This is a genomic window from Paracoccus onubensis (assembly GCF_003591515.1).
Classification (GTDB): Bacteria; Pseudomonadota; Alphaproteobacteria; order Rhodobacterales; family Rhodobacteraceae; genus Paracoccus; species Paracoccus onubensis.
In genome coordinates this window covers 232,488-256,535 of the sequence record NZ_QZCG01000009.1, presented here as the reverse complement: position 1 = coordinate 256,535, position 24,048 = coordinate 232,488, and the positions used below count along the sequence as shown (strand labels likewise).

At 63.6% G+C, this 24,048-nt stretch carries 29 protein-coding genes; 16 read left to right on the top strand and 13 right to left on the bottom strand.

Annotation, left to right across the window (positions count from 1 at the left end; translation table 11 throughout):
- Window positions 1-389 precede the first annotated feature (389 nt).
- Window positions 390-794, top strand: coding sequence for a single-stranded DNA-binding protein (locus D3P04_RS14620; protein ID WP_119750137.1), 405 nt, complete (start codon window positions 390-392; stop codon window positions 792-794).
- Window positions 795-863: 69 nt separating this feature from the next.
- Here D3P04_RS14620 and D3P04_RS14615 read toward each other — a convergent pair whose 3' ends face one another.
- Together D3P04_RS14615 and D3P04_RS14610 are read right to left on the bottom strand one after the other, a co-directional pair.
- Window positions 864-2,156: a Fic family protein gene (locus D3P04_RS14615; RefSeq protein ID WP_119750135.1), complete on the bottom strand. Its 1,293-nt coding sequence runs from the start codon at window positions 2,154-2,156 to the stop codon at window positions 864-866.
- A 282-nt stretch (window positions 2,157-2,438) separates the two neighbouring features.
- Entirely contained in the window at window positions 2,439-2,651 is a 213-nt protein-coding gene (locus tag D3P04_RS14610; RefSeq protein ID WP_232845014.1) for a helix-turn-helix domain-containing protein, read from the bottom strand.
- Window positions 2,652-3,048: 397 nt separating this feature from the next.
- Here D3P04_RS14610 and D3P04_RS14605 point away from each other — a divergent pair, with 397 nt between their 5' ends.
- The 14 genes from D3P04_RS14605 to D3P04_RS14540 all read left to right on the top strand — a co-directional run bounded on the left by D3P04_RS14605 (window position 3,049) and on the right by D3P04_RS14540 (window position 13,581).
- A complete protein-coding gene (locus tag D3P04_RS14605; protein ID WP_119750131.1) occupies window positions 3,049-3,312 on the top strand; it encodes a DNA -binding domain-containing protein in 264 nt (87 codons plus the stop codon).
- Between the two features lie 128 nt (window positions 3,313-3,440).
- Window positions 3,441-3,722, top strand: a complete 282-nt coding sequence (locus D3P04_RS23595) for a transcriptional regulator domain-containing protein (RefSeq protein ID WP_333473102.1) — start codon at window positions 3,441-3,443, stop codon at window positions 3,720-3,722.
- Window positions 3,613-4,266: a DUF2285 domain-containing protein gene (locus D3P04_RS14595; RefSeq protein WP_232845013.1), complete on the top strand. Its 654-nt coding sequence runs from the start codon at window positions 3,613-3,615 to the stop codon at window positions 4,264-4,266. The genes D3P04_RS23595 and D3P04_RS14595 overlap by 110 nt, the downstream gene beginning before the upstream one ends.
- A gap of 155 nt (window positions 4,267-4,421) precedes the next feature.
- Complete coding sequence (locus D3P04_RS14590) at window positions 4,422-4,691, top strand: helix-turn-helix transcriptional regulator (RefSeq protein ID WP_119750127.1); 270 nt, start codon at window positions 4,422-4,424, stop codon at window positions 4,689-4,691.
- A complete protein-coding gene (locus D3P04_RS14585) occupies window positions 4,688-5,557 on the top strand; it encodes a replication initiator protein A (protein ID WP_220475352.1) in 870 nt (289 codons plus the stop codon). The genes D3P04_RS14590 and D3P04_RS14585 overlap by 4 nt, the downstream gene beginning before the upstream one ends.
- A 252-nt stretch (window positions 5,558-5,809) precedes the next feature.
- Window positions 5,810-6,343, top strand: a complete 534-nt coding sequence (locus D3P04_RS14580; RefSeq protein ID WP_119750125.1) for a DUF2840 domain-containing protein — start codon at window positions 5,810-5,812, stop codon at window positions 6,341-6,343.
- Complete coding sequence (locus D3P04_RS14575; protein WP_119750123.1) at window positions 6,340-6,864, top strand: S26 family signal peptidase; 525 nt, start codon at window positions 6,340-6,342, stop codon at window positions 6,862-6,864. Before D3P04_RS14580 ends, D3P04_RS14575 begins: the two co-directional genes overlap by 4 nt.
- Before the next feature lie 67 nt (window positions 6,865-6,931).
- The gene (locus D3P04_RS14570; RefSeq protein ID WP_119750121.1) at window positions 6,932-7,264 is read left to right on the top strand and encodes a DUF736 domain-containing protein; all 333 of its coding nucleotides are present in this window, start codon (window positions 6,932-6,934) and stop codon (window positions 7,262-7,264) included.
- A gap of 3 nt (window positions 7,265-7,267) precedes the next feature.
- Window positions 7,268-8,032 (top strand): lytic transglycosylase domain-containing protein, encoded by a 765-nt coding sequence (locus D3P04_RS14565; RefSeq protein ID WP_119750119.1) that lies wholly within the window; start codon window positions 7,268-7,270, stop codon window positions 8,030-8,032.
- Between the two features lie 320 nt (window positions 8,033-8,352).
- Entirely contained in the window at window positions 8,353-10,092 is a 1,740-nt protein-coding gene (locus D3P04_RS14560; RefSeq protein WP_119750117.1) for a relaxase/mobilization nuclease domain-containing protein, read from the top strand.
- 81 nt (window positions 10,093-10,173) lie between these two features.
- Window positions 10,174-10,425 carry a type II toxin-antitoxin system Phd/YefM family antitoxin gene (locus D3P04_RS14555; RefSeq protein WP_119750180.1) on the top strand — a complete coding sequence of 84 codons (252 nt, stop codon included), beginning with the start codon at window positions 10,174-10,176 and terminating at the stop codon, window positions 10,423-10,425.
- 2 nt (window positions 10,426-10,427) lie between these two features.
- Window positions 10,428-10,865 (top strand): type II toxin-antitoxin system VapC family toxin, encoded by a 438-nt coding sequence (locus D3P04_RS14550; RefSeq protein ID WP_119750115.1) that lies wholly within the window; start codon window positions 10,428-10,430, stop codon window positions 10,863-10,865.
- Window positions 10,866-11,127: 262 nt separating this feature from the next.
- Entirely contained in the window at window positions 11,128-13,158 is a 2,031-nt protein-coding gene (locus D3P04_RS14545; protein ID WP_119750113.1) for a conjugal transfer protein TraG, read from the top strand.
- Window positions 13,159-13,161: 3 nt separating this feature from the next.
- A complete protein-coding gene (locus tag D3P04_RS14540) occupies window positions 13,162-13,581 on the top strand; it encodes a CopG family transcriptional regulator (RefSeq protein WP_119750111.1) in 420 nt (139 codons plus the stop codon).
- Window positions 13,582-13,761: 180 nt separating this feature from the next.
- Here the strand turns inward: D3P04_RS14540 and D3P04_RS14535 are convergent, their stop codons facing one another.
- Genes D3P04_RS14535 through trbG form a run of 3 tightly spaced genes read right to left on the bottom strand, consistent with a single transcriptional unit; the run spans window position 13,762 to window position 16,135 of the window.
- Window positions 13,762-14,004, bottom strand: coding sequence for a DUF2274 domain-containing protein (locus D3P04_RS14535; RefSeq protein WP_119750109.1), 243 nt, complete (start codon window positions 14,002-14,004; stop codon window positions 13,762-13,764).
- A gap of 3 nt (window positions 14,005-14,007) precedes the next feature.
- Window positions 14,008-15,174, bottom strand: a complete 1,167-nt coding sequence (locus D3P04_RS14530; protein ID WP_119750107.1) for a TrbI/VirB10 family protein — start codon at window positions 15,172-15,174, stop codon at window positions 14,008-14,010.
- Window positions 15,164-16,135: a P-type conjugative transfer protein TrbG gene (gene trbG, locus D3P04_RS14525; protein ID WP_456299489.1), complete on the bottom strand. Its 972-nt coding sequence runs from the start codon at window positions 16,133-16,135 to the stop codon at window positions 15,164-15,166. Before trbG ends, D3P04_RS14530 begins: the two co-directional genes overlap by 11 nt.
- 66 nt (window positions 16,136-16,201) lie before the next feature.
- Between trbG and D3P04_RS14520 the strand changes: the two genes are divergently transcribed.
- The gene (locus D3P04_RS14520) at window positions 16,202-16,567 is read left to right on the top strand and encodes a cupin domain-containing protein (RefSeq protein ID WP_119750105.1); all 366 of its coding nucleotides are present in this window, start codon (window positions 16,202-16,204) and stop codon (window positions 16,565-16,567) included.
- A gap of 8 nt (window positions 16,568-16,575) precedes the next feature.
- Here D3P04_RS14520 and trbF read toward each other — a convergent pair whose 3' ends face one another.
- The 8 genes from trbF to trbB all read right to left on the bottom strand — a co-directional run bounded on the left by trbF (window position 16,576) and on the right by trbB (window position 23,925).
- A complete protein-coding gene (gene trbF / locus D3P04_RS14515; protein ID WP_119750103.1) occupies window positions 16,576-17,265 on the bottom strand; it encodes a conjugal transfer protein TrbF in 690 nt (229 codons plus the stop codon).
- The gene (trbL, locus tag D3P04_RS14510; protein WP_119750101.1) at window positions 17,262-18,569 is read right to left on the bottom strand and encodes a P-type conjugative transfer protein TrbL; all 1,308 of its coding nucleotides are present in this window, start codon (window positions 18,567-18,569) and stop codon (window positions 17,262-17,264) included. Before trbL ends, trbF begins: the two co-directional genes overlap by 4 nt.
- A gap of 3 nt (window positions 18,570-18,572) precedes the next feature.
- Window positions 18,573-18,848 carry a putative entry exclusion protein TrbK-alt gene (gene trbK-alt, locus D3P04_RS14505; protein ID WP_408634379.1) on the bottom strand — a complete coding sequence of 92 codons (276 nt, stop codon included), beginning with the start codon at window positions 18,846-18,848 and terminating at the stop codon, window positions 18,573-18,575.
- 32 nt (window positions 18,849-18,880) lie between these two features.
- A complete protein-coding gene (trbJ, locus tag D3P04_RS14500) occupies window positions 18,881-19,678 on the bottom strand; it encodes a P-type conjugative transfer protein TrbJ (RefSeq protein ID WP_119750097.1) in 798 nt (265 codons plus the stop codon).
- Window positions 19,675-22,290: a conjugal transfer protein TrbE gene (trbE, locus tag D3P04_RS14495; RefSeq protein WP_119750095.1), complete on the bottom strand. Its 2,616-nt coding sequence runs from the start codon at window positions 22,288-22,290 to the stop codon at window positions 19,675-19,677. The genes trbJ and trbE overlap by 4 nt, the downstream gene beginning before the upstream one ends.
- 12 nt (window positions 22,291-22,302) lie before the next feature.
- Complete coding sequence (locus D3P04_RS14490) at window positions 22,303-22,596, bottom strand: VirB3 family type IV secretion system protein (protein WP_119750093.1); 294 nt, start codon at window positions 22,594-22,596, stop codon at window positions 22,303-22,305.
- 64 nt (window positions 22,597-22,660) lie between these two features.
- Complete coding sequence (locus tag D3P04_RS14485; RefSeq protein WP_119750091.1) at window positions 22,661-22,978, bottom strand: TrbC/VirB2 family protein; 318 nt, start codon at window positions 22,976-22,978, stop codon at window positions 22,661-22,663.
- Window positions 22,975-23,925, bottom strand: a complete 951-nt coding sequence (trbB, locus tag D3P04_RS14480; protein ID WP_456299490.1) for a P-type conjugative transfer ATPase TrbB — start codon at window positions 23,923-23,925, stop codon at window positions 22,975-22,977. Before trbB ends, D3P04_RS14485 begins: the two co-directional genes overlap by 4 nt.
- Window positions 23,926-24,048: the final 123 nt, after the last annotated feature.

Genomic DNA, 24,048 nt, shown 5'->3' with positions numbered 1-24,048 from the left:
ATAGAGCCGTCCAATTGGACGCCCATTTTGCCGTCTCTCTCCAAATCCAAAACCTCCGCCGCACATGTGCGTGGAGAATGAAGGCATCAACTCAAAAATGGCAGGAGGGGATCGGCGTCGCGCTTACGGGTATGCAGCTCGTTCGTTGCGATCTCTCTTATCCGCCCTCGAATGCCCCAATCCCTCCTCCTGATCGATCCGCTAAGCCCGTTCTGTTTCCACCGGCAACCCCCGCGGCTGAGGACCGTGTTGGCGCAAGCGCCTGCCCGCACCACTCCGGGCCTTGGGGGCAAGCCGCCGATGGCTCGGCGGTTGCAGGTGTCTCTCGACGATCTCGACCGGGTCTCATCGGAGGGATGGTCCCTTCGAAGAAGCAACGGAGAAGACACATGCAGAACATCGTTATCCTCGCCGGCAATATCGGTCAGACCCCGGAAACCCGCACCACGCAGAGCGGCAGCGCCATCACCCGTTTTACCCTGGCCACCTCGCGCCCCCGCTATGCGGAAGGTCGGGTTCTCCGCGACGAGAACGGTTATCGGGTCCAAGACACGAAATGGCATCGCATCACCTGCTTCAACGGCCTCGGCAAGTCGGTCCAGCAATATTGCGAGGAGGGCATGAAGTTGATGGTGCGCGGCCGCATCCGCTACACGAAATGGACCGATGCGGACGGCATCAACCATTATGGCTGCGAGATCATCGCCGAGACGGTCGATTTCCTGAGCCGAGCCAGGCAGACCGAAACGGATGATGACGACCAGTTCATCGATAAAGATGATATCCTGGCCTGAATGGACGCAGAGGCTCGGCGGCATCCGTCGCCGGGTTTTATCCACATTTTTTGTGGATATCCTACGATCTCATGCCCCTTCCTGCATGAGGCCGTCCAGATCGGCCGGGCGCAGCCGGTAGCGGATGGCGTTCCCTTCGTGAAGGCCACGCACCTGTTCGTTGACATACGCAACCACCGCCTCCCGATCGTCCTCAGGGATTCCGGCCCGGGCGGCCATGGACATTACCTCATCTGCGCGGAATGCCTTGAATTCCAGAACGCAGCGCCGGACAGCTTCGCGCACGAATTCGCGGTAGGTCAGTGCCGCCTTTTCCGGAGTTTCGACTTCGGCGCGCAGCACCCGGTATTTTTCCGCGGACGCGAGATAGCTGTCGATATAGACCTCGCGCAGCAGCGCGACGTTGTTCAGCTCATAGATGCCGATCAGCCCGTCAATGTAGTCAGCATCATCCATGGTCAGGAAAGACATGGGGGCGAGATCGGCTTTCAGCAGCGGGATGTTGGAGGCGACCCGCGATGTCCGTTTGTTGATGTCGATGAAGGCCTGCAGATACGGGATATGGACGAGCAGGAAAAATGACTGTTCGAACGGATCGGCAATCTCCGCCGCCTTTGCAAGCAGGACATCGAACTCCTCACCAATGGTGACCGCATCGTCCACCGGCTTGTAGCTTGAATGGGAGATGCCGACAGCGCCCGCGCGCAGGCGCCCGGCCGTGCCGGGATCACCTAGCAGACCGTCGGACAGCAAGGCATGAATGGCGAACAGATCGGCGCGCCGAAGCGCGATGTCATCGAGATGATCGACGAGATACTGGATCGCCTCCTTGTGGTTCAGGATCATCAGCGCCTCTTTGCGATCCTTTCCCGCGACTTCCTCGCCAAATCGGATCAGACGCTCGGTTTGCAGGATGTCATAGGTGTTGCCCTCCATGCGCGATGAGGCCCAGGCTAGGTCAACGAGCAGCTGTTCCAGGATTCGCCGTGCATATGTCCCGGCAGGGATAGGACCGCTTGTGGGCCGCCCGGCCTCAAGCAGACGCTTCCTGTCGGCCTCAGAAAGGTAGAAAGTTTTGCCCGGCACATATGCATCAAGGAATTCACTGCGATAGGTCACGAGTGGACGCCGGTTATATGGCGTTTGCAGATGCGCGCGTACGACGGCGGATCCGGCAATGGTGTAACCTGTTGCCCGGCCCTTTCCCGAAACCTCAAGACGCCCTTCATCCACAAGCCGTCTCAGCGCGCGCCAGACAGTCGTGGGGTTATTGTTCGGTCCAGCCGCGCGTTGGATGGCCGCCCGGCCCGCACCGGGATGTTCCGCGATGTAGTCCAGGATAGTTTGATCTGACAGCGTCATGCAACGGTAATTCCGCTATTGTGAGCGATTATCTGTAGGATATATAATGGTTTTATTCGATCGGCAAGATTTCGTTGCATCTAATTTGCAACGATTTTTGTCTTGGTTGGTTGTGCAACGATTCGATGGGCGCGAAGAGCAAACAACCATTTATAACAAAACTAAATTTCTTCTTATCAGAATATCGTTGCGTATCGGTTGCAACGTAACCTGCGCCTGGCCTGTATATTTCCTCTGCGTCGGAAAATATCCGAGAACATGAGGTCATGGAGAATAACCAGCTTAGACCTCGTCGTCGGGCTGGACCAGTGCGACATGGCTTATCCCGAGGGCCTGTGCCAGTTCAAAGAGAGTGACGACGGTCGGATTCCTTTTGCCGCGTTCCAGATCGCTCAGATATTGCTGACTGAAACCGGAACGTTCCTCGACCTGTTCCTGCGTCAGACCTTTCTCCCGACGCAGGCGGGCGAAGTTCCGTCCAACCAGTTTACGCATATCCATGCGCGGATGGATCGCAGTTTACATAGTTTAAGTTTATCAACTAAAATATGTAAATGGAGGGGCCGCGCTGACGCTGATCAGGCGGTATCGATCGGATCAAGAAGGAACAGGATTGCTGTGGCAGGGCGGGATATGAGAGAAATACCGCAATCGCCGATATGTCGGACATCGATCCTGTTCGATTGTCGTACCGGAACAGACCACGGATCTTCGGCGGTTATCCTCCTGTTCTCACGGGAGTCTGCGGGTCGGCAGTCAGGGGCAACGTGTTTTCATACCCGTTCCGGAATGCCGGCATGCACCGGAACCCGTTACCCTAGACAACTCTTTCCCCGCGAACAGGATCGGTGCATTGTCCGAGTCGGATATATCCCGGATACAGGGAAGCGAGATGGCTGCTGACGCATTCGAGGAAACCCCTCCGCAATCCGACCGGCTGACGGGTTATGACGAACGCCATCTGGTCATCTATCTGCGGCTGCTGGACGCGGCCGAGGAGGGGGCTGACTGGCGCGAGGTGGCGCATATCGTGTTCGGTCTGGACGTCACGGCCGATCCGGATCGGGCCAAACGCATGCATGACAGTCATCTCGCCCGGGCGCGCTGGATGACAGAAGCCGGCTACCGTCAGCTCCTGAAACCGCATATGCGATAGGGCAGGGAGCGACGGCGGCCGCGACCGGATCATTGCAACAGCCCTGGCGTGATTCACATTCCCCAATACAATCTACACGGTATTTCGCCCTTTCTGTATATTCCGCTCCTGATCCGCATTTCATTTTGATGGGGAACAGAGCCATGCCCGCTTCCACCGACTGGCGATCACCGCGATATGCCGAGCAGTTCAAGACACTCGACCGTGCCCGGATGACCTTCCAGTTTCTGAGACGCAACCGCGACTATCGTGCGGAATATTCCAGGATAAGGCCTCAAATCGGGCAGGCTGGAACCGGTGATGACAGCAGGGGAAAGGAGATCGCCCGGATGGCCCGCCGCTGGGGCCTGTTGTTTCCCGGTCGATCCCGCCCTTCCGGTCCTGGAGGTCCAGCCGCTCTGGCGGCCTGAGCTGTCGCCCGCCACCCTGATCCTCACCGCAGCGCCCGAGGCTTACGGGCCTCCCTCCCTGCCGGATTCGGTAGATCTGCCCCTGACATCCGTGATCCGTGCCGCCGACGGCCTGCATGGCGGTATCACTGATGCGGATGGCGATCATCAACTCTGGCTTCCACAAGGCTCATCTTCGAACAGGCTGGCAATCGTCGTTCCGCTCGACGATAACCTGACAATCCGCCTGAACAGCATCAGGCGGTTTCAGCGGTTGCAGACCGGCAAGCCAGTTAATCCCGTTCCCTCGCTGCAGGCGCTCTCGGTCTTCGAGCGACACCGGGCCATCCGGATGCTGCGGGCCTGGGACGGGGCGGCATCCGGGGCATCCCGGCGTGAGATCGCCGGTGTCCTGTTCCGGTCGGATTTCAACGGGCTGAGCGCCGCCGAATGGAAATCCGCTTCCGAGCGCCGGCAACTCGCCCGCATCCTTGCCGAGGCGCGGGCTATGATCGGCGGCGAATATCTGACCCTGCTGCGGGGCGATACGCGCCGCCGCCGTTGATCCCGCCCTGATATCCGTCACTGCGCCGGTTCCGCTGTGCCATAGGGGGTGACAGAAATCAGCTTCGTCATTCTGTCACTCCGGCCTGCCGCGAATCTCGCGCCATTGTCGCCGTAATCCCGCCCGTCTGGCGGGTCTTGCGACGGAGACCGAAGATGCTGAAAGATTCCGATCCCACCTGGCCGCGCTTTGTGCGCACCTCTGAGGCCGCGCGGCTTCTCGACCTGTCGCCACGCACGCTGGAAAAGCACCGCTGCGACGGCACCGGCCCGGTCTACCGCAAGCTCGGCGGCCGCGTCGTCTACACGGTTGCCGATCTGCGGGCCTGGATCGAGGGAGCGGCGCGCCAGTCGACCTCGGAGATGGCGGTAATGGCCCGCAGCCCGGACCTGCCGCTGAGCAAAACCATGGGGCGTGACCGGTGAGCTCCGGGATACCCGCATACCGCACGCATGACGGTCGGCAGCTGGAACTGTTCCGGCCAGTTGCCGGCGATGTCGCCGCGCGGGATGCGCGCGACCTGATGTCCTGGCCGTTCTTCTCGCTGGCCAAATCCCGCCGCGTAGTGCCGATCGATTTCCGCATGGGCGCAGTGTCGATCCGTGTCGAGGCGACGCCCGAGCATGGCATGGCGACGATCTGGGATGCCGATATCCTGATCTGGGCTGCCAGCCAGATCGTCGAGGCCCGCGACAACGGGTTGCGCACCTCCCGGCTGATGGCAGCAACGCCCTACGAGATTCTCACTTTCATCGGGCGGACCGATTCCGGGCTCGGATATCACCGCCTGAAAGCCGCACTCGACCGGTTGCAGGCGACGACCGTTGCCACCTCGATCCGCCAGCCGGCGGCGCGGTGGCGGCACCGTTTCTCCTGGATCAACGAATGGAAAGAGCGGCTTGATGACCGGCGCAGGCCACTCGGGATCGAACTGATCCTGCCGGATTGGTTCTATGCCGGGGTGATGGACGAGACATTGGTTCTGACCATTGACCGGGCCTATTTCGATCTGACGGGCGGGCTGGAACGCTGGCTCTACCGGCTGGTCCGCCGTCACGGCGGCCGGCAGCCCGGCGGCTGGAGTTTCGATCTCCGGCATCTGCACCTGAAATCCGGCAGCCTGTCCCCCTTCAAGCGCTTCGCCTTCGAGATTCGGGCCATGGTGGCCCGCCAGCCGCTGCCCGGCTATCGCCTGTCGCTCGCCTCCGGTTCCGACGGGTTGCAGCGGCTGTGTTTTCGACCTGAAGATAGCGATCCTCACCCACCTGCGGGTGGTCGGATCAGATTGTGAATAAACTGTGGAACATCCCGTACTATCCGGAACCTTCCGACCCGTACTATCGGGAACCCGATCCTCGTACTATCGGGAACCGAGATGCCCGATAGAAAACTGGAAATACACGGAAAAACCGGCCTCCCCTAACCTCCCTAACTTCAGGGAACCTAACATGGCAGAGGCGCCCCGGTTGGTGGATAACCCCCGGCCGGGCATCGGCTCGGCCCTTGATCCGTGGACTGGCAATGGCATGGACGGGGGCGGAGAATGACCACCCCCGTCCATGAAACCGGGAAACCCGACCCGGACCCGATCACGCTGGTGGACCTGATCTGGCAGGAAAAGAGCATCGAGCACTGGCTGCGTTTCGGCCGGTCTTGTTACGGACACCGGATCGATGGGAGCCGCACACGCGTCGGCTTCGCGCCGGGGATTGTTTTCGCGCTGATACGCTGGGCGGGGAACGAATACGGCACCGTGGTATCGCGGCTCGACATCCTGCGGGCGGTCAGTCGCGGCGAACCGTTCCAGACGCTGCCTTTCATTCGCCCCGGTGCGGAGATCCTGCTGCGGATCACCGGTTGGCCGAAGGTCGAGCGCGTGCTGCAGGTGATCGATGCCATCGAGGCGCTGGGGATCGATTCCTGCGAGGTGTCACCCGAGTACTGGCGGCATCTCCATCACCGGATCGCCGCGGGCGAGCCGTTCCGGACCTATACCAGGGCCCGGCACGCCGCCTGGCTGAAGCGCCGGAAGGTGAGCCTCGATCTTCCGCGCGGCTGGGGAGGGGGAACGCCATGATGCCCTCCGCCTATCTCGCCGTAACCTGCTTCGCGGTATCCACCGTTGGTGCTTTGTCATTGCTTGACATCACCCCGCGGCTGATCTGGAACGCCACCGCCAGCGTGCCGATCGGGTTCTACGCCCTGCTGCCCGTCGACACCCTGACCCTCAGTGATCTGGTCGCGGTTGATCCGCCCCAGGCGTTGGCCCGGTTCATCACCGCGCGCGGCTATACCGGTGCCGATGTACCGCTGTTGAAGCAAGTGGCGGCACTGCCGGGGCAGGAGGTCTGCCGGTCCGGCAAGACGGTTGCGATCGACAGTATCGCGGTCGCGACGGCACTTTCCCGTGACAGCCGGGGTCGTGACCTGCCGGTCTGGCAGGGCTGTCGGCTGATCGGCAGGGGCGAGATTTTCCTGCTGAACGCGAGCGTTCGCGACAGTCTCGACAGCCGTTATTTCGGCCCACTCCCGGCCCGTTCCGTCATCGGTCAGGCTGTCCCACTCTGGACCGACGGTGGTGATGGCGAAGACCACTAAATGCATGCGGCGTCGGCATCACCGCGCCGCTGAACCTCCCGTCAACTGCAGAAGAAAGGCCAATCCCATGCCACAGATCGGAGAATTTATCGCCACGCAAACCGGTTTTTCCGGCCGTATCCGGACGTTCACGCTCGATAGCGAGATCACCATCATCGCGCTCGAGCCTTCGGATATCGGGAACGCCCCGGATTATCGCGTTCACGTTGGTGCTGATGCCGACGGTCCGGAAATCGGTGCGGGCTGGAAAAAGACCGGGGAGAAAGCTGGAACCTATCTCTTGCTGCTGATCGACGATCCGGCGTTGCCGCAGCCCGTCCGCGGCCATCTGTTTCGTGACGCCGGCTCCGGATGGTCGCTGCACTGGAACCGACCGCCGAAACGCGAGGGCAAGGGTTGAGGCATGCCGCTTTCCAGCGTTCTCAATGCCGATGCACGGCGTAGCCGCGTCCCTCGGGTTGCTGCGCTTCTCCTTTCCGGCCTTGCCGTCGCCGTCATTCCCGTTACCGGCCTGCTGGCACAGGGCGTGCCGCCGGTTGCGCAGGAGACCCGTGATCCGTTTGCGCGCCATATCGCGGAAGCCTCGCGGCGCTTCGGCATTCCGGCGGGCTGGATTCGCGCCGTGCGCCATGTCGAGAGCCGTGGTGATCCGCATGCGGTCTCGTCCAGGGGCGCCATGGGCCTGATGCAGATCATGCCCGGGACTTGGACGGTGCTGCGCCACCGCCACGGGCTCGGCAGTGATCCGTTCGCGCCGCGCGACAACATTCTCGCCGGCGCGGCCTATCTGCGCGAGATGTATGACCGTTACGGCACCGTTACCGGCATGCTGGCGGCCTATAATGCCGGACCGGGGCGATATGATGACTATCTGGCCTCGGGGCGCGCACTGCCGGCCGAGACCCGCGCCTATGTCGCCAGGCTGGTGCCAGTGCTGGATGGTGACGCGCTTCCCGGCGGTGGTTCCGCTGCCAGGCCGCCCGCCGACTGGCGCGAGGCATCGCTCTTCGTCATGCAGTCCGATCCCGATACGACTGCAGATTCCGTGCAACCGGACGGCGCTTCAAAAGGTGCCCGCGCTGCCGTTTCAACGCGCGCCGAATTCACCGCCGCGCCGCAGTCCGGCGGGTTGTTCGTCCGCCGCTCCGGTACCGAAGCTGCACCATGACCGTGCGTCTAAACTGTTCCGCAACCCGTTTCGAGGAAGTCTCATCCGTATGAGACTCGCTGATACCCGGTCGCCAGTAATCTTCGGGGAAAGTCGCAGATTTCCGGACGCTGTCGCAGGGCATGCAGCGCTGGCGGGAGAGGCGGGGAGGTGGTAAGCTTAGGGCAAGATAAAAGCCCGCACATCGCGGTATGGTCGGTCGGTGGTGTTTGCCGGGTTTCCCGGAATTTTTCGCACCTCGCGGCCCAGATTCGCACCTCGCGCCCGTATCAATTTCTGCATGAATTCATTGAATTCCTCACATCGCGGGACATCTGGCCATGAGCAACGAGGATGATTTTCGCATCCGTCCGGGGCGTATCCGATCGAGCCGCAGCCAGCGGGCGCGGCCCTTTGTGGCGCAGGCGCTTGCCGCCGCGCAGAAAGCGGGCGGACGTATTTCGCGCGGCGGGAAGGTGGTCTCGCCGGGTGCTTCGCGGATTGGCAGGGGCCGTGCCGCTGCTGTCCGCGCCAACAGGTTGATCACCCGCCGCTCGCGTCTCTGCACCGTCAAGGCCCGGGTGGTCCGTCATCGTGGACAGCCCGCCGCGCTGGCGCGGCATCTGGGCTATCTGCGCCGCGAAGGCGTCACCCGGGATGGCGGGAAGGTTCGGATGTTCGGCCCGGAAAGTGACGATGCGGATGCAAAGGGTCTAGTGGAGCGCTGCCGGGATGACAGGCATCATTTTCGCTTCATCGTCTCGCCGGAAGATGCCTCCGACATGGAGAATCTTAAGCGCTTCACCCGTGAGTTGATGGCGCAGGCAGAAAAGGATCTCGGCACGGAACTCGACTGGATCGCCGCCGATCACTGGAACACCGACAATCCTCATGTCCATGTCATCCTGCGGGGGCGGACCGGTGACGGCCATGACCTTGTCATCGCCCGCGACTATATCAGGGAGGGAATGAGGGGGCGCGCTCAGGATCTGATTACCCGGGAACTCGGGCCGCGCCACGATCTCGACATTCGCCGCAGCCTCGAGCGGCAGATCGGGGCGGAACGCTGGACCGCGCTCGACCGCCAGCTTCTCCACGACACCGGCAAATCCGGGATCATCGACATGGCTCCGCGTGTGGATGGGCCACGCGACGATTACATGCCGCAGAAGATTGGCCGGCTGCGTCATCTCGAACACCTGGGCCTGGCCGATCAGGTCGGACAGGCGCAATGGTTCATCAGGGCCGGGGCGGAGACGGTGCTACGCGAACTCGGCGAGCGCGGTGACATCATCAGGCGCATACATCGGGCGCTTACCGAGCGCAGCATCGAACGCAACCTGGCGAGCTATGTCCTCGACGGGGAAAGCCTCGACGTTCCGGTGATCGGGCGCCTGATGGAGCGGGGCCATGATGATGAGCTGAAGGGCACCGCCTATGCCGTGGTGGATGGTGTGGATGGTCGCACCCATCATATCAGGCTGCCGCATCTCGACGCCGCCGGCGACAGCCCGCCCGGCTCGATTGTCGAGTTGCGCGCTTATGAGGACGCGCGTGGCGAGCGCCGCGTCGCGCTGGCCGTCCGGTCCGATTTCGATCTCCAGGCACAGGTGACCGCGACCGGAGCGACCTGGCTCGACCGGCAAGCACTCGCCCGCGATCCCGTCGCGCTTTCGGAATTCGGCTTCGGCGCCGAAGTCCGGCAGGCCACGGAGCGGCGCGCGGAGCATCTGATCGGCGAAGGCTTTGCCGAGCGGCACGGCGGACGTGTCGTCTTCGCGCGTCGGCTCCTCGACACGCTGCGCGAACGGGAGGTCGACAGGCTTGCCGGGAAGCTCAGTGCCGACTCGGGCCTGCCGTTCAATCGTGCGGCAAGTGGGGATCATGTGGCGGGCACATACCGTCAGCGATTCACCCTGGCCTCCGGTCGCTTCGCAATGATCGACGACGGGCCGGGCTTTCAGCTCGTCCCGTGGACACCCTCCGTCGAAAAGCAGCTCGGCCGGCATGTTTCCGGCGTTGCGCGGGGGGATGGTGGAGTGGACTGGTTTTTCACTCGCAAGCGTGGGCTCGGGTTGTGAAACCACGCCCGGAAAGGGCACCACCTTGACGGTTCGTGCAGGAGTCCTATATGACTATCTGTAGTCACAATGGAGGTGATCATGAAGGAACTCCAGCTCAGAGATGCGAAGGCGACGCTTTCGGCCGTGATGGATCTGGCCGTGTCGGGAGAACCGACGGTGATCACGCGCCATGGCCGCAAGGAGGCCGTGCTGCTATCCTTTGAGGAATGGCAGCGCATCTCCCGTGTGCCGGATTTTGCCGATCTGCTGCGGGTCTTCCCCGGCGAGCCTGGCGATATTCCCGAACGTTCCCGCAAACCTGCGCGGGCGCTGCGGGATGCCGGTCTCTGAACTTGTATCTGCTCGACACCAACATCATTTCGGCCTCGGCGCCGACCCGACGGGATACCGGGGCGGAAACCCTCGGGGACTGGATCCGGGTGCATAGTGACGGGCTTTATCTGTCGGCCATCACCATTGCCGAAATCGAGGCGGGGATCGCCCGGGCGATCAGGATCGACGCGACTACGAAGGCCGCGGCACTGCGCCGCTGGCTTTCCGCCGTGGAGCATTTCCATGCCAGTCGGATCCTGTCCTTCGGCGTCAACGAGGCCCGCGAGGCCGGCGCGATCCTCGACCGGGCGCGGGCTCATGATCCCGGTTTCGAGGATATCGCCATCGCCGCGACGGCGGTCGCGCATGGCCTCACGGTGCTGACTGCCAATGAGCGGCATTTCGCGCCGCTCGGCGTCCCTTATATGAATCCGCTGAAGGAACTGCCTGCGAGGTAGCGGGCAGACCTGCCCCCTGGGGCCGTCACCTGTCTGTTTCCTGTGGTCGCCCGGGGCGGGATATGCCGGTAGTGATCTCCGGGCTATGTTAGAGCCGGTCTTGACACGACGTTACCAAGGATGGTCGTGAGGGTCGCGCGTAGCCTGCCGGTATTTTTACGCTTCCCTGCGCCGCACTACGACCTGTGGAAGAATAGCGGTTGAAACCGGCGGTGGTCCGGTTTTTCTCGATATTACCGGATTTCAGCAGGGAAACAGCGCCTTGTCCGCCACCCGCATCCTCTGGGGTCAGATCCTCATCGTTCTCGTGATCGTGCTTGGCGCGACATGGCTGGCGACGCAATGGGTGGGATGGCGCCTCGGCTTTCAGCCGCAACTGGGCGAGCCGTGGTTCGAGCTGGCGGGCTGGCCGATTTTCTATCCGCCGGCCTTCTTCTGGTGGTGGTATTTCTACGACGCCTATGCGCCGGGCATTTTCGTGGAAGGCGGTATTATCGCGGCCTCTGGTGGCTTTCTCGCCATTGCCGTGGCCATCATGATGTCGGTCTGGCGGGCGCGGGAGGCGAAGGATGTGCAGACCTTCGGCTCAGCTCGCTGGGCGGAGCCTGACGAGATCCGGCAAGCCGGATTGCTCGGTCCGGACGGCGTCGTGCTTGGGAAGCTCAATCACGATTATCTGCGTCACGACGGGCCCGAGCATGTACTGTGCTTCGCGCCGACGCGTTCGGGCAAGGGCGTCGGCCTCGTGGTGCCGACGTTGCTGACCTGGCCGGGTTCCGCCATCGTCCATGACATCAAGGGCGAGAACTGGTCTCTGACTGCGGGTTTTCGCGCGAAGCATGGACGGGTTCTTCTCTTCGATCCGACCGATACGGGTTCCTCTGCCTATAATCCCCTGCTCGAGGTTCGCCGCGGTGAGTGGGAAGTCCGCGACGTTCAGAATATCGCTGACGTGCTGGTCGATCCCGAGGGGTCGCTGGAGCGGCGCAATCACTGGGAGAAGACCAGTCACAGCCTGCTGGTCGGTGCGATCCTGCATGTGCTTTATGCCGGGCAGGACAAGACACTCGCGGGTGTCGCCGCGTTCCTCTCCGATCCGCGCCGGCCCATTGAGGCGACGCTCGCCGCGATGATGAGAACGCCGCATCTGCGCGATGCCGGGCCGCATCCGGTGATCGCATCCGCCGCGCGCGAGCTTCTGAACAAGGCCGACAATGAACGCTCCGGCGTTCTTTCCACTGCTATGTCCTTCCTCGGTCTCTACCGCGATCCGGTGGTGGCCGCGGTTACCAGCCGTTGCGACTGGCGTATCGCCGATCTGGCGGGGGAGGGACATCCCGCAACCCTTTACCTCGTGGTGCCGCCGTCGGACATATCGCGGACAAAGCCGCTTATCCGGCTGGTGCTGAACCAGATCGGTCGCAGGCTTACCGAGGATTTGCGGGGCAGGGAGGACCGGCAGCGCGTGCTGATGATGCTCGACGAATTCCCCGCATTGGGGCGGCTCGATTTCTTTGAGAGCGCGCTGGCCTTCATGGCGGGTTACGGGATCAAGGCCTTCCTGATCGCACAATCGCTGAACCAGATCGAGAAGGCTTACGGGCAGAACAATTCGATCCTCGACAATTGCCATGTGCGGGTGTGCTTTGCCACCAATGACGAGCGCACCGCGAAGCGGATCTCGGACTCGCTCGGCACCGCGACAGAGATGCGGGCGATGCGGAACTACGCCGGGCACCGGCTGGCACCCTGGCTCGGCCATCTGATGGTGTCGCGCTCGGAGACCGCACGGCAACTGCTGACGCCCGGCGAGGTGATGCAGCTGCCGCCAGAGGAGGAACTGGTCATGGTGGCGGGTATTCCACCGATCCGTACGAAAAAAGCGCGTTACTTCGAGGACGCGCGGTTCCGCGAGCGGTTGCTGTCAGCACCAGAAACGGGCATGAGCACTGCCCCGAAACCGGACAACTGGACCAGGCGGACAGTTTCGGCGTCGGATGAACGGGGGCAGGCGGGTGATGCCGCAAAGGCAGCGAACCCTGCTTCTGCCGGCATCGCCCAATCCGGCACTCAGCTTTCCGAAGACACGGAGAATGCGGGCCTGCGCCGCGAACCCGGACTTGAGCCGCACAAGGATATCGCGCCGGAGCCACTGTCGCTTCCGGAGAACGAGTTCGATCCCGATATCGAGACGCCAGAACAGGAAGTAACCCGCAACGGTGTACTGGTGCGTGACATGGGGCGGATCGCGCGTCGGATCTCGATGAACCCGGATGACGGGATGGAGCTCTGAGAGATGCCGGAGCGTCCCGACAAGAAGAAACGGCTCTCGGTCTATCTCGATCCCGATCTGATGTTGCTCCTCGCCGATTATGCCGATCGGCGCGTCAAGTCCCGCTCCCTTGTCGCCGAGGCGGCCATCGCCTCTTTTCTGTCGCCCGATGCCGACGAGCGGCAGGAGGCGGCCCTGTCCCGTCGGCTCGATCGCATCGACCGCAATATACAGCGTCTGGAGCGTGATATCGGTATCGCCAACGAGGCTTTCGCGATCTTTGTCCGGTCCTGGCTGACTGCAACCGCGCCTCTGCCCGAGGCGGCACAGGCGGCCGCGCGGGCGCAGGGCGGGCAGCGCTATGACCGGTTTCTTGAAGCTCTTGGCCGACGGCTGGTGCGTGGACCGAAGCTGCGGCAGGAAGTGCCGGAGGATTCCGGGTAGGGCGGGAGCATCTTTTCGGCTGTCTCCTGCGATATATGTCGACGTGATTGAACCGAGATGCCACCGCTCGAAAGACAGGGCCTTTGATGGGCCGGCAGACATTCCGGCTGGCACGGGCGGATCTGGCAGCCGGACCACCTCGTATGGATCCGCCGGGAAAGCGGGATGCGCTGCCTCCGTTCAGCCTTCCCTCGGGGATCCGGCGCTGACGGTCCTTTTTCCCCTGGCAAAGCCGCGATCCGAGGCGATGAAGCGCTCCAGCATCGGCACAATCAGCTTCTGCGGCGCGACCGGCCCTTGCCCGCCAGCGCGGCCAAGCAGTTCACCATAGAGGGTCAGATCCCTGTGCAGACTGGCCGGCAGCTCCACCGTCACTTTCACCGGTTTATCCTCCGCGATCGGACCAAGCTTCAGTTTCGTCATGGATCACTCCCCTGCGTGTTCGAATACCAGGTCCCGCGTCACGACAATCCTGACCGGAAACCCCGGCCGAATGGTGAGCGTGGGCGCGACCTGCAACTGGCGCTGGACGATCTGCTGACCGGCCTGGTTGATTGTGTCCTGCGCACCGTCGCGGATGGCGCGGATCAGGCGGTCCTCCTCGTCGCCTGCGAGTTCCGTTCCGGCAGCGAGCAAGGTCGAGAGCCCGGCGGCCTTCATCAGATCCCGCCAGTGATGATCGACGCCGTCCTCAAGCCCGCTAAAGCCCGCGGCATCGGCACCGGGCAGACGTTCCAGCACCAGAGAGCGGCCATCCGGAAAGATCAGCCGGTTCCAGACCAGCAGCACACGGCGCTGGCCGAATGTGACGCCGGCATCGTATTCGCCGATGACCCGCGTACCCTGCGGGATGAGCAGCAGCGACCCGGTGGGACTGTCATAGACGTTCTGCGTCACCTGCGCGGTGATCTGGCCGGGCAGATCGGAGCGGATGCCGGTGATCAGCGCCGCCGGGATCACCGATCCGGCCTGCAGGATCCAGGGCGAGGCGGGTGCCGCCACCCGATCCGGGGCGACCGTCACGCGGTCGGCGGGACTACCCAAAAACGCCGCATGCCGATCTTTTGCACCTGTGGCCGCCGAGTGCCCCATAGAACCGGTGCCACCGGTTCCTGATCCGGCACCCCGTGCCCCGACATCCGGCGCAGCTCCGGCACGTGGCCCGTGCTGAAAGAACACACCGCTGAGTCGTGCGGCCTCTTCTTCCGCCAACCGTTGCTGCTCCTCCGTATCTGTCGCCGGTGCTGTGACGGCAGGTGGGGTGATATCCGGCGGCGGGACCGGCTCGCCACGGTTGCGTGCTTTCAGGATGGGACGGCCGAGATCGCCGGGCAGCGCCGGGCCGAGGGCGGGTCCGGTATAGTCGCGCGGCAGCGTAGCCAGCCCGTCGGCAGTGGCACGGTTTTCCGTCGAAAAGAGTTCCTCACCACTCCGTTCGATGTCACGGGTTTGCAAGGCATAGATCAGTGCCGTGCCAATGCCGAATGCGGCGATCACGGCCATACCCGCCAGCACTCTGCGCGAGAGCCGGGTGACACGGGGCGTTTCGGCCCGCAGGCGCATCGGGGTTGCGGTGTTTTCCCTATCGCTCATGACCACGATTCCTGCTGGTCACACCCTCAGCGCCAATCGCGTTCGGTGCGGCTGCCCGTTGCACGGGCAGCAGGCGATGGATCCGCACCACCTGCTGGCGCTCTCCGGAACCGAGGCGCAGCTCTGCCACCCCGAAGAGTCGGTCCACGATCAGAACGTTCCCGTGAATGCGGCTGTTGACGATCTCCGGCGCGCCGTCCGGGCCGATAACGAAGAATGGCGGCATCTCGCCCTGGGCGATGCCTGGCGGGAAGACGACATAAACCCGGCGGCCGTCATCGAAGACGGAAACCGGCCGCCAGGGCGGGTTGGCGCCGGAGAGGCCATAGCGATGGTTGCGGGCCGCTTTCCCCGGAATCGCGGGCACGGCCGGAGCAGACCGTCGTTGTGTCGCCGAGGATGACGATACCGGATAATGCCACGAAACCGCCGGCATCCACGTCTCCTCGCCGGCGCGCAGCTCCAGCATATAGGATCGGCGGTCGGTGGCGATGACGAGATTTGTGGAGATGTCGGGCCGGGTCGGCTTGACCAGCACATGGACACGGCGATTTGGCCCAGAGCCGCTCTCGGTATCACCGATGATCCAGCGTGCCGTGTCGCCGGCGGCGATGGGACCGGCACCGGTGAGGTCTTCGCCGGGTTCCAGCGCGATGTCGGTGATCTGTCCCGGTGCGGCATAGACCTGATAGAGCGCGCCCTCGCTCCACGGATAGACCTGGATGGCATTGTAATAGCCCTCGCGGCGCGGCTCGATCCGGGCGGCGAGATTGGCACTGGCGACCCGGCCCGCGGGAGTTTCCGCCGCACTTCCGCCCCGCGCCGGCGTCCAGCCCGGTGGAACATGCAGCGGTTTCGGGGGCGGATTCTCAACGGCGGCGGGTGGCTGCGCCAGCGGCGGCACGCTCTCGTCATAGCTGAATTGCGGCGCCTTGTTTGCGGTGCAAGCTGCCAGAGACAAGCTCGCAAAGGCGATACCCAGAGGATATAGAAGGGTCCGACAGAACGTCTTTCCGGGAGAGCAGACATGATTCAGAGCGGCGACATAGGCGAGAAATTTGCGCTTTTTTCGGAGCACTGGCGTCCGAAGGTGATCGCCAGTCTCAACGGGCAGGAGGTCAGGATCGTCAAGGTGCAGGGGGAATTTCCCTGGCATCATCATGACGATTGCGAGGAGATGTTCATGGTCTGGAAGGGCCGTTTCCGTGTGGAGTTCCGCGACCGGATCTGCGACCTGGGGCCGGGGGAATATGTCGTCGTTCCCCGCGGCGTCGAGCACCGCACCGCGGCTGACGAGGAGGCGGAGATCCTGATCTTCGAGCCGGCGGATGTCCTGAACACCGGCAATGTCGTCGACGAGACGTTCACGGCGCCCCGGGGCGTGTCGATCTGATCCTGAAATCATTGGCTCATCTCTCGCGACCATGAGATCGCATTGACATAGATGCCGAGCGGATTGGCGCGCAGGGTCTCGGCATCGCGGGGCTGACGGATCACGATGGTCAGAATCGCGGTCCAGCGTTCGGTCGTGGACAACTGGCCGTTCTCGTAGCGCTTTTCCGTCCATGCGACCCGAAACGACTCCGGCGAGGCGCGAATGACCGAAGAAACCTCGACCGAGATCTGTTCATCGCCTACCCGCGTGAAAGGGTCGTTGCCGCGGGCATGATCGTTGAGCGCGGACGCCCCGCGATCGGTGGTCCAGTCATAGGCCCTGAGCCAGTTCTGACGCAGGATGACGGGATCGGCCGGAATGCTCCGGACCTGTTCGATGAAGCGGCCGAGATGCCAGGCGATCTGCGGATCCGTGGGACGGTAATCTGCCGAGGCCGGGGCGACGGCCTGTGCCTGACCGAGATTGTCGACCTGCACCACCCAGGGGACAATCGTGCCGCGCGCCGATTGCCAGACCAGTGCCGTTGCAAATCCTGCCGAGAGGATCAGGCAGCCGAAGGCCATATAGCGCCAGTTCTTCGCCTGCACGCGGACCGAGCCGATGCGCTCGTCCCAGACCTGCGCAGCCTTCTGGTAAGGTGTCTCGGGTTCGGGCGTCTTGCCGTAATGGGTAGCGGGTCGTCTGAAGATGTTCATCTGCGGTCGCTTTCGGAAAGGGAGATGGAGGCGCCGGGACCATGGCTGTCACCGGCGCGGACGGCATGGGCGGCAACGGTGGCCCCCCGGCCGAGAGCCTGACCGCGCTTCATGCGCTGCGCCCAGGCGGGCGGAGTGCCGGAGCCGGGAGGTGCCCCGGGATTGGCGCCGCCGATGGTGCTCGTGCCTCCCGTGCCCGTGAATGCGGCTTTTGCGCCACCGGTGTGACTTGTCGAGACACTGGCGGTCACCCGGCGCAACGGCGAGATCGCCGCAGCACCGGCAGCCTTGCCGACACCCGCCATCCCGGCCATGACACCTGTCGCACCGGACTGCCCCGCGGAATTGAAGGTATAGGCAGCAGAGGCCGCGCCCGCCGTCGCAGCCCCGCCACGGACTGCCGCCACGCCACCCTTTGTTCCCAGTGCCGCACCGCCACCGGCGGCCAGCGCGGCCCCGCCCACGGCAAGTCCGGTGCCGGCGGCCGCTCCGGCGCCAAGCTGTGGGCCGCCGGAGACGAGGCCGGTGGCGATGCCGGGTCCGAAGATACCGAGGCCGAGCAGGGACAATGCTGCCAGCACGATGGCCATGGCGTCGTCGATGGTCGGGGTCTCGCCGCCGAAGCCGGCGGTGAACTGGCCGAAGAGGGTCGAGCCGATGCCGATGATCACGGCCAGAACCAGCACCTTGATGCCCGACGAGACGACATTGCCCAGCACGCGCTCGGCCATGAATGCGGTCTTGCCGAAAAGGCCGAAGGGGATGAGCACGAATCCGGCCAGCGTGGTCAGCTTGAACTCGATCAGGGTGACGAAGAGCTGGATGGCAAGGATGAAGAACGCCAGGATGACCAGCGCCCAGGCGAAGAACAGGCAGAGAATCTGCACGAGGTTCTCGAAGACCGCGACCCAGCCCATGAGATCGGAGATGGATTCGAGCAGCGGTCGTCCGGCATCCAGCCCGGTCTGGGCGACGCGGCCGGGGCGCAGCAGATCGGCGGTGGAAAACCCGGTGCCGGAGGCCATCAGGCCGAGACCGGCGAAACTTTCGAAAATGATCCGGGCGAGACTGTTCCAGTTGGAGATCAGATACGCGAAGATGCCGACGAACAGGGTTTTCTTCACCAGCCGGGCGATAATATCGTCTTCTGCACCCCATGCCCAGAACAGCGCGGCCAGCGTCACATCGATGACAATCAGTGTGGTGGCGATGAAGGCGACTTCTCCGCCAAGCAAACCGAAGCCGCTATCGATATAGCTCGTAAAGATGCCCAGGAAATTGTCGATGACTCCGGTGCCGCCCACGGCTCATTGCCTCTCGCTGGTCGTGGCCGGTGCCGTCGGCGTAGGTGTACGGCCAAGGAAACGATCACGGGTTTCGGCCCAGATCGCCAGGCAGTCCGCGTCACTGGCGGCGGCTTCACCCATGCGCTGGCAGCGGCGCTGCTCCTTGCGGAGAGGCTCTTCAGGTTCCGAAGGGATCTCCCGACCGGGCAGGACCGGCAATTCACCCGTATGGTCCATCCGGATCAGCGTCACTGTCATGACGATCGCGAGAAACAGGATAGCAATGAGCCGGGCCATCGCCTTGATCTCCACGATTGCGCCTCCCGCACTCAGTTGAACATCCGGGCACTGCCCGCCTGGTAGCCCGAGCCTGGCGTCAGAAACCGCTCGCGCTGGATGCGACCCTGTTCAGCCGCTGTTGCACGCTCGGCCTCGCCCAGCGCCTCGGCCCTTCCGTTGGCCGAGACCACGGCGATCAGATCGGAGATCTGCTGGGATTGCAGGGCCAGCAGCTGGTTGCCGGCCTGTGTGGCCTGAAGCGCGCCCACCGCGTTCTGGCTCTCTCCGACCAGCGCTGCCATCTCCTCGCGGTTGGTGTCGATATTGCCGGTCACCCCCGCCTGCACGCGCAGGGCGTCCTGCAGCCCGCCGACGGTGTTTTGCCAGCGGTCGCGGGCGTCGTTGATCAGCCCGGCATCGGGGTCGGAAACGGCGAGCGCGCCGTAATCCTCCCGGAACATCTGGTCAACCTGCTCCACATCGAAGGCGATGTTTTGTGCCTCGTCCAGAAGCTGCTGCGTCTGTTGCACGTTTTGCTGCAACGTCCGGAGCGAGGAATAGGGCAGGCTCTCGAGATTGCGGGCCTGATTGATCAGCATCTCCGTCTCGTTCTGCAGCGAGGCGATCTGGTTGTTGATCTGCTCCAGTGTCCGTGCGGCGGTCAGCAGGTTCTCGGCATGGTTGGTCGGGTCGTAGACGATGCGCCCGAGACCGCCGAAGAAGGCGTGGGCAGGTGTCACGATAACAGGCGAGACGGTCATTGGTATGGCGAATGTCAGGACCAGTGCCGTGGCACTGGCAAGACGGGCAGCAGGATGCCGGGTCGTGATAGTCTTTCTGCGCGTCATGACGCGATCTCCTCATTTGCTTCTTTGAGAATGGGCACCGCTTCGGTTCCGGCGTATTCGGCCTCATCACCTGCGGGCTCAGTCTCCGGGTCAGCTCCTCGGGTGGCTTCCGCCATGGCAGCATCGGTGACCACTGCCTCGGGGCCCGATGGTTGTTTTTTGGTGGGCCTGTATTCTTCATCCGGCGCGAGATTGGTGAGGTTTGGAATCAGATCGCTGGCCCATCCGACACCGCGCGCCTTCAGCCAGCCCGCGAGAAAACCCTCGCGGCCATGTCCGGCAAGGATGTCGGCAATCAATGTCTGATCGGATTTGGAAGAGGCCGCGCAGAGGGCGAGGCCGATCTCGGAGAGGCCCAGTTCGAAGAGCCGGTTGCCGCGCCGTGACTGGCAATAATAGTCCCGCTTTGGTGTCGCCCGTGCCAGGATGTCGATCTGGCGGTCGTTGAGGCCGAAGCGGCGGTAGATCTCCGTGATTTGTGACTCAATGGCGCGTTCGTTCGGCAGCAGGAGCCGGGTTGGGCAGCTCTCGATGATCGCGGGCGCAATGGCGGAATTGTCGATATCCGACAGTGACTGCGTCGCGAAGACGACGCTGGCGTTTTTCTTCCTCAGCGTCTTCAGCCATTCGCGCAACTGGCCCGAGAATCCCTCGTCGTCGAGCGCCAGCCAGCCCTCGTCGATGATCAGCAGCGTGGGGCGGCCGTCGAGCCGGTCTCCGATCCGATGGAAAAGATAGGCGAGCACGGCCGGTGCCGCGCCGGTGCCGACCAACCCCTCGATCTCGAAGGCCTGTACATCGGCCGAGCCCAGATATTCGGACTCGGCGTCGAGCAACCGGCCATAAGGGCCGCCGATGCAGTAAGCCCGCAGCGCCTGCTTCAGAACGTTCGACTGCAGCAGTACCGACAGGCCGGTAATGGTGCGTTCCTCCTCCGGGGCCGAGGCCAGCGAGGTCAGCGCCGTCCAGAGATGCTCTTTCACCTCCGGCGTCACCGAAACACCCTCGCGGAGGAGGATGGCGCCGATCCAGTCGGCTGCCCAGGCTCGCTCGGCGGGATCGTGGATATGCGCCAGTGGCTGCAGAGAGACAGAGGAATCCACACTCTCGGTCAGCCCTCCGCCGAGATCGTGCCAATCACCACCCATGGCCTGCGCGGCGGCGCGGATCGAGCCGCCGAAATCGAAGGCGAAGACCTGCGATCCCGCATAGCGCCGGAACTGCAGTGCCATCAGCGCCAGCAGCACGGATTTACCTGCGCCGGTCGGGCCGACGACGAGCGTGTGACCGACATCGCCGACATGCAGCGAGAACCGGAACGGTGTGTTTCCCTCCGTCTTGCCACAGAGCAGCGGCGGCGCGTCGAAATGGATGTCCCGTTCCTCGCCGGCCCAGACCGCCGAGAGCGGTATCACGTGGGCAAGGTTCAGCGTACTGATCGGCGGTTGCCGCACATTGGCGTAGACGTGACCTGGCAGTGAGCCGAGCCAGGCATCGACGGCATTCACCGTCTCCGGCATGGCAGTGAAGTCGCGGCCCTGAACGATCTTTTCCGCCAGTCGCAGCTTCTCGTCGGCGATTCGGGCGTCCTCGTCCCAGATGGTGATACTCGCGGTGACATAGGCCATGCTGGCCATATCCGCCCCGAGTTCCTGCAGGGCCATGTCGGCATCACCCGCCTTGTTGGCGGCGTCGGTATCGACCAGCGCAGACGGCTCGCTGGTCATCACCTCCTTAACGATCGCGGCGATGCTTTTGCGTTTGGCGAACCATTGCCGTCTGATCTTCGTCAGGAGCTTTGTCGCGTCGGTCTTGTCCATCAGGATGGCGCGGGTGGACCAGCGATAGGGAAAGGCCAGCCGGTTCAGCTCGTCGAGGATGCCGGGTGTGGTCGTGCCCGGAAAGCCGGTGATGGTCAGCACGCGCAGGTGCGCCGCGCCGAGACGCGGCTCCAATCCCCCGGTCAGCGCCTGATCGGCCAATAACGCGTCGAGATGCATCGGGACCTCGGGCAGGCCGACCCGATGGCGGCTGGTCGAGATGGTCGAATGCAGATAGGTCAATGTCCCGGCGTCATCGAGCCAGCGGCATTCCGGCATGAACCCGTCCATGAGCGCCAGCACCCGGTCGCTGTGGTCCATAAAGCCGTGCAACTGCTCCCAGGGATTCACGCCGGAGGTCTCCCGGCCCTCGTAGAGCCAGCTCTCGGCCCGCGCCGCTTCCTCGGCGGGCGGCAGCCAGAGCAGGGTCAGATAGTAATCCGAGATGAAATGGCTGCCGGCCTGCTCGAAATCCGCCTTGCGCTCGGCATCGACCAGCGCCGAAGCCGGATCGGGAAAGCGGCTCGCGGGATAGGACGAAGCTTCCGACCGCTGCGCCTCGACGAAGATCGCCCAGCCGGAGCCGAGGCGTCGAAAAGCGTTGTTGAGCCGCCCGGCGACCGCAACCAGTTCGGCGGCGACGGCAGACTCGAGATCCGGCCCGCGGAACCTTGCTGTGCGCTGGAAGGAACCGTCCTTGTTCAGCACGACGCCAGGCGCGACCAGTGCCGCCCAGGGCAGATAATCGGCGAGACGGGATGCTCTGCGGCGGTATTCGGTGAGATTCATCAAGGCGACCTCCTCTCACACCGACAGATGCGCGGGCAGGCGCAGATGTCGGCGTGCGACCTCGGCGAAGAGCGGATCGCGCTTCGCAGCCCAAACGGCCGCAAGATGACCAACGGCCCATATCAGGATACCGGCGAGCCAGAGCTGCAGTCCGAGACCGACGGCGCCTGCCAGCGTGCCGTTCAGGATTGCAATGCTTCGTGGTGCGCCGCCGAGCAGGATCGGCTCTGTCAGGGCGCGATGCACCGGGACCGAAAAACCCGGCACGGCATCGATCTGTTCGAAACTTTGCCATTCGCTACCGCTCATGGCGTTCCTCCCTGAAACCTCTCCCGGAGGGTTTTCTGTCCCTGTGGGCCACCGATCGTCATCATCAGACCAGCGCCCCGCCGCCGAAGCTGAAGAAGCTGAGAAAGAAGGAACTGGCGGCAAAGGCGATGGAGATGCCGAAGACGATCTGGATCAGCCGGCGGAAGCCGCCGCCGGTATCACCGAAAGCGAGCGTCAGCCCGGTGACGATGATGATGATCACCGCAACGATCTTGGCCACCGGCCCCTCGACGGATTCGAGGATCGACTGCAGCGGCGCTTCCCAGGGCATTGAGGAACCCGAGGCGAATGCCGGGGCGACCCACAGGAAGGTAGAGGCCGTCGCGATGTAACGGCGAATTCTGAAAGCAGAGCGGATCATGAAGATTCTCCGGTGTCATGAACGGTGGTGGTGTCGGGAATGACGGGTGTGATGCGATAGTCACCATCGGGATCGAGACCTTCGACCCGGCCGAGTTCGGTGAGGCGGCGGGTCGAACCGCGCCCCGCAAGCACCGCGACCAGATCGATGGTCTCGGCGATCAGCGGGCGTGGCACCGTGATGACGGCCTCCTGGATCAGCTGTTCGAGCCGACGCAGGGTGCCGATGCCGGAGCCGGCATGGATGGTGCCGATGCCGCCAGGGTGTCCGGTTCCCCATGCCTTCAGAAGATCCAGCGCTTCCGCGCCACGCACCTCCCCGATCGGGATGCGGTCGGGGCGCAGCCGCAGTGAGGAACGCACCAGATCGGTGAGCGTGGCGATCCCGTCCTTCGTGCGCATGGCAACGAGGTTCGGCGCGGCGCATTGCAACTCGCGGATATCCTCGATGATAACCACGCGATCCTGCGTCTTCGCCACCTCGGCCAGCAGCGCATTAGTCAGCGTGGTCTTTCCGGTCGAGGTACCGCCTGCCACGAGGATATTGGCGCGCGTCGCGACCGCGAGCCGCAGTGCCTCGGCCTGCATTCGGGTCATGATGCCCGAAGCGACGTAGTCATCGAGGCTGAAGACCGCGACCGCCGGTTTGCGGATCGCGAAAGCGGGGGCGGCGACCACGGGAGGCAAAAGGCCCTCGAAACGCTCGCCGGTCCCGGGCAACTCTGCGGAGACACGGGGAGATCGGGCATGGATCTCGGCGCCGACATGATGCGCAACGAGGCGGATGATGCGCTCGCCATCCTCGGGTGACAGTGTCTTGCCGGTCGGCGCCAGCCCGTCCCGCAGCCGGTCCACCCAGATCTTGCCGTCGGGGTTCAGCATCACCTCGATGATGTCCGGATCCCGCAGCAGGGCCGAGATGGCAGGCCCGAGCGCGGTGCGGAGCATGCGAGCCTCGCGCTCTACCGTTGCCTGTTTGTGGTTGACGCCTGCCATCCCGTCCCCGTTCCACCGGGGTGGTGAGAGAAACTCCCCGGATGGGGTTGACTAAGAAAACCCCAGATCGGGTCT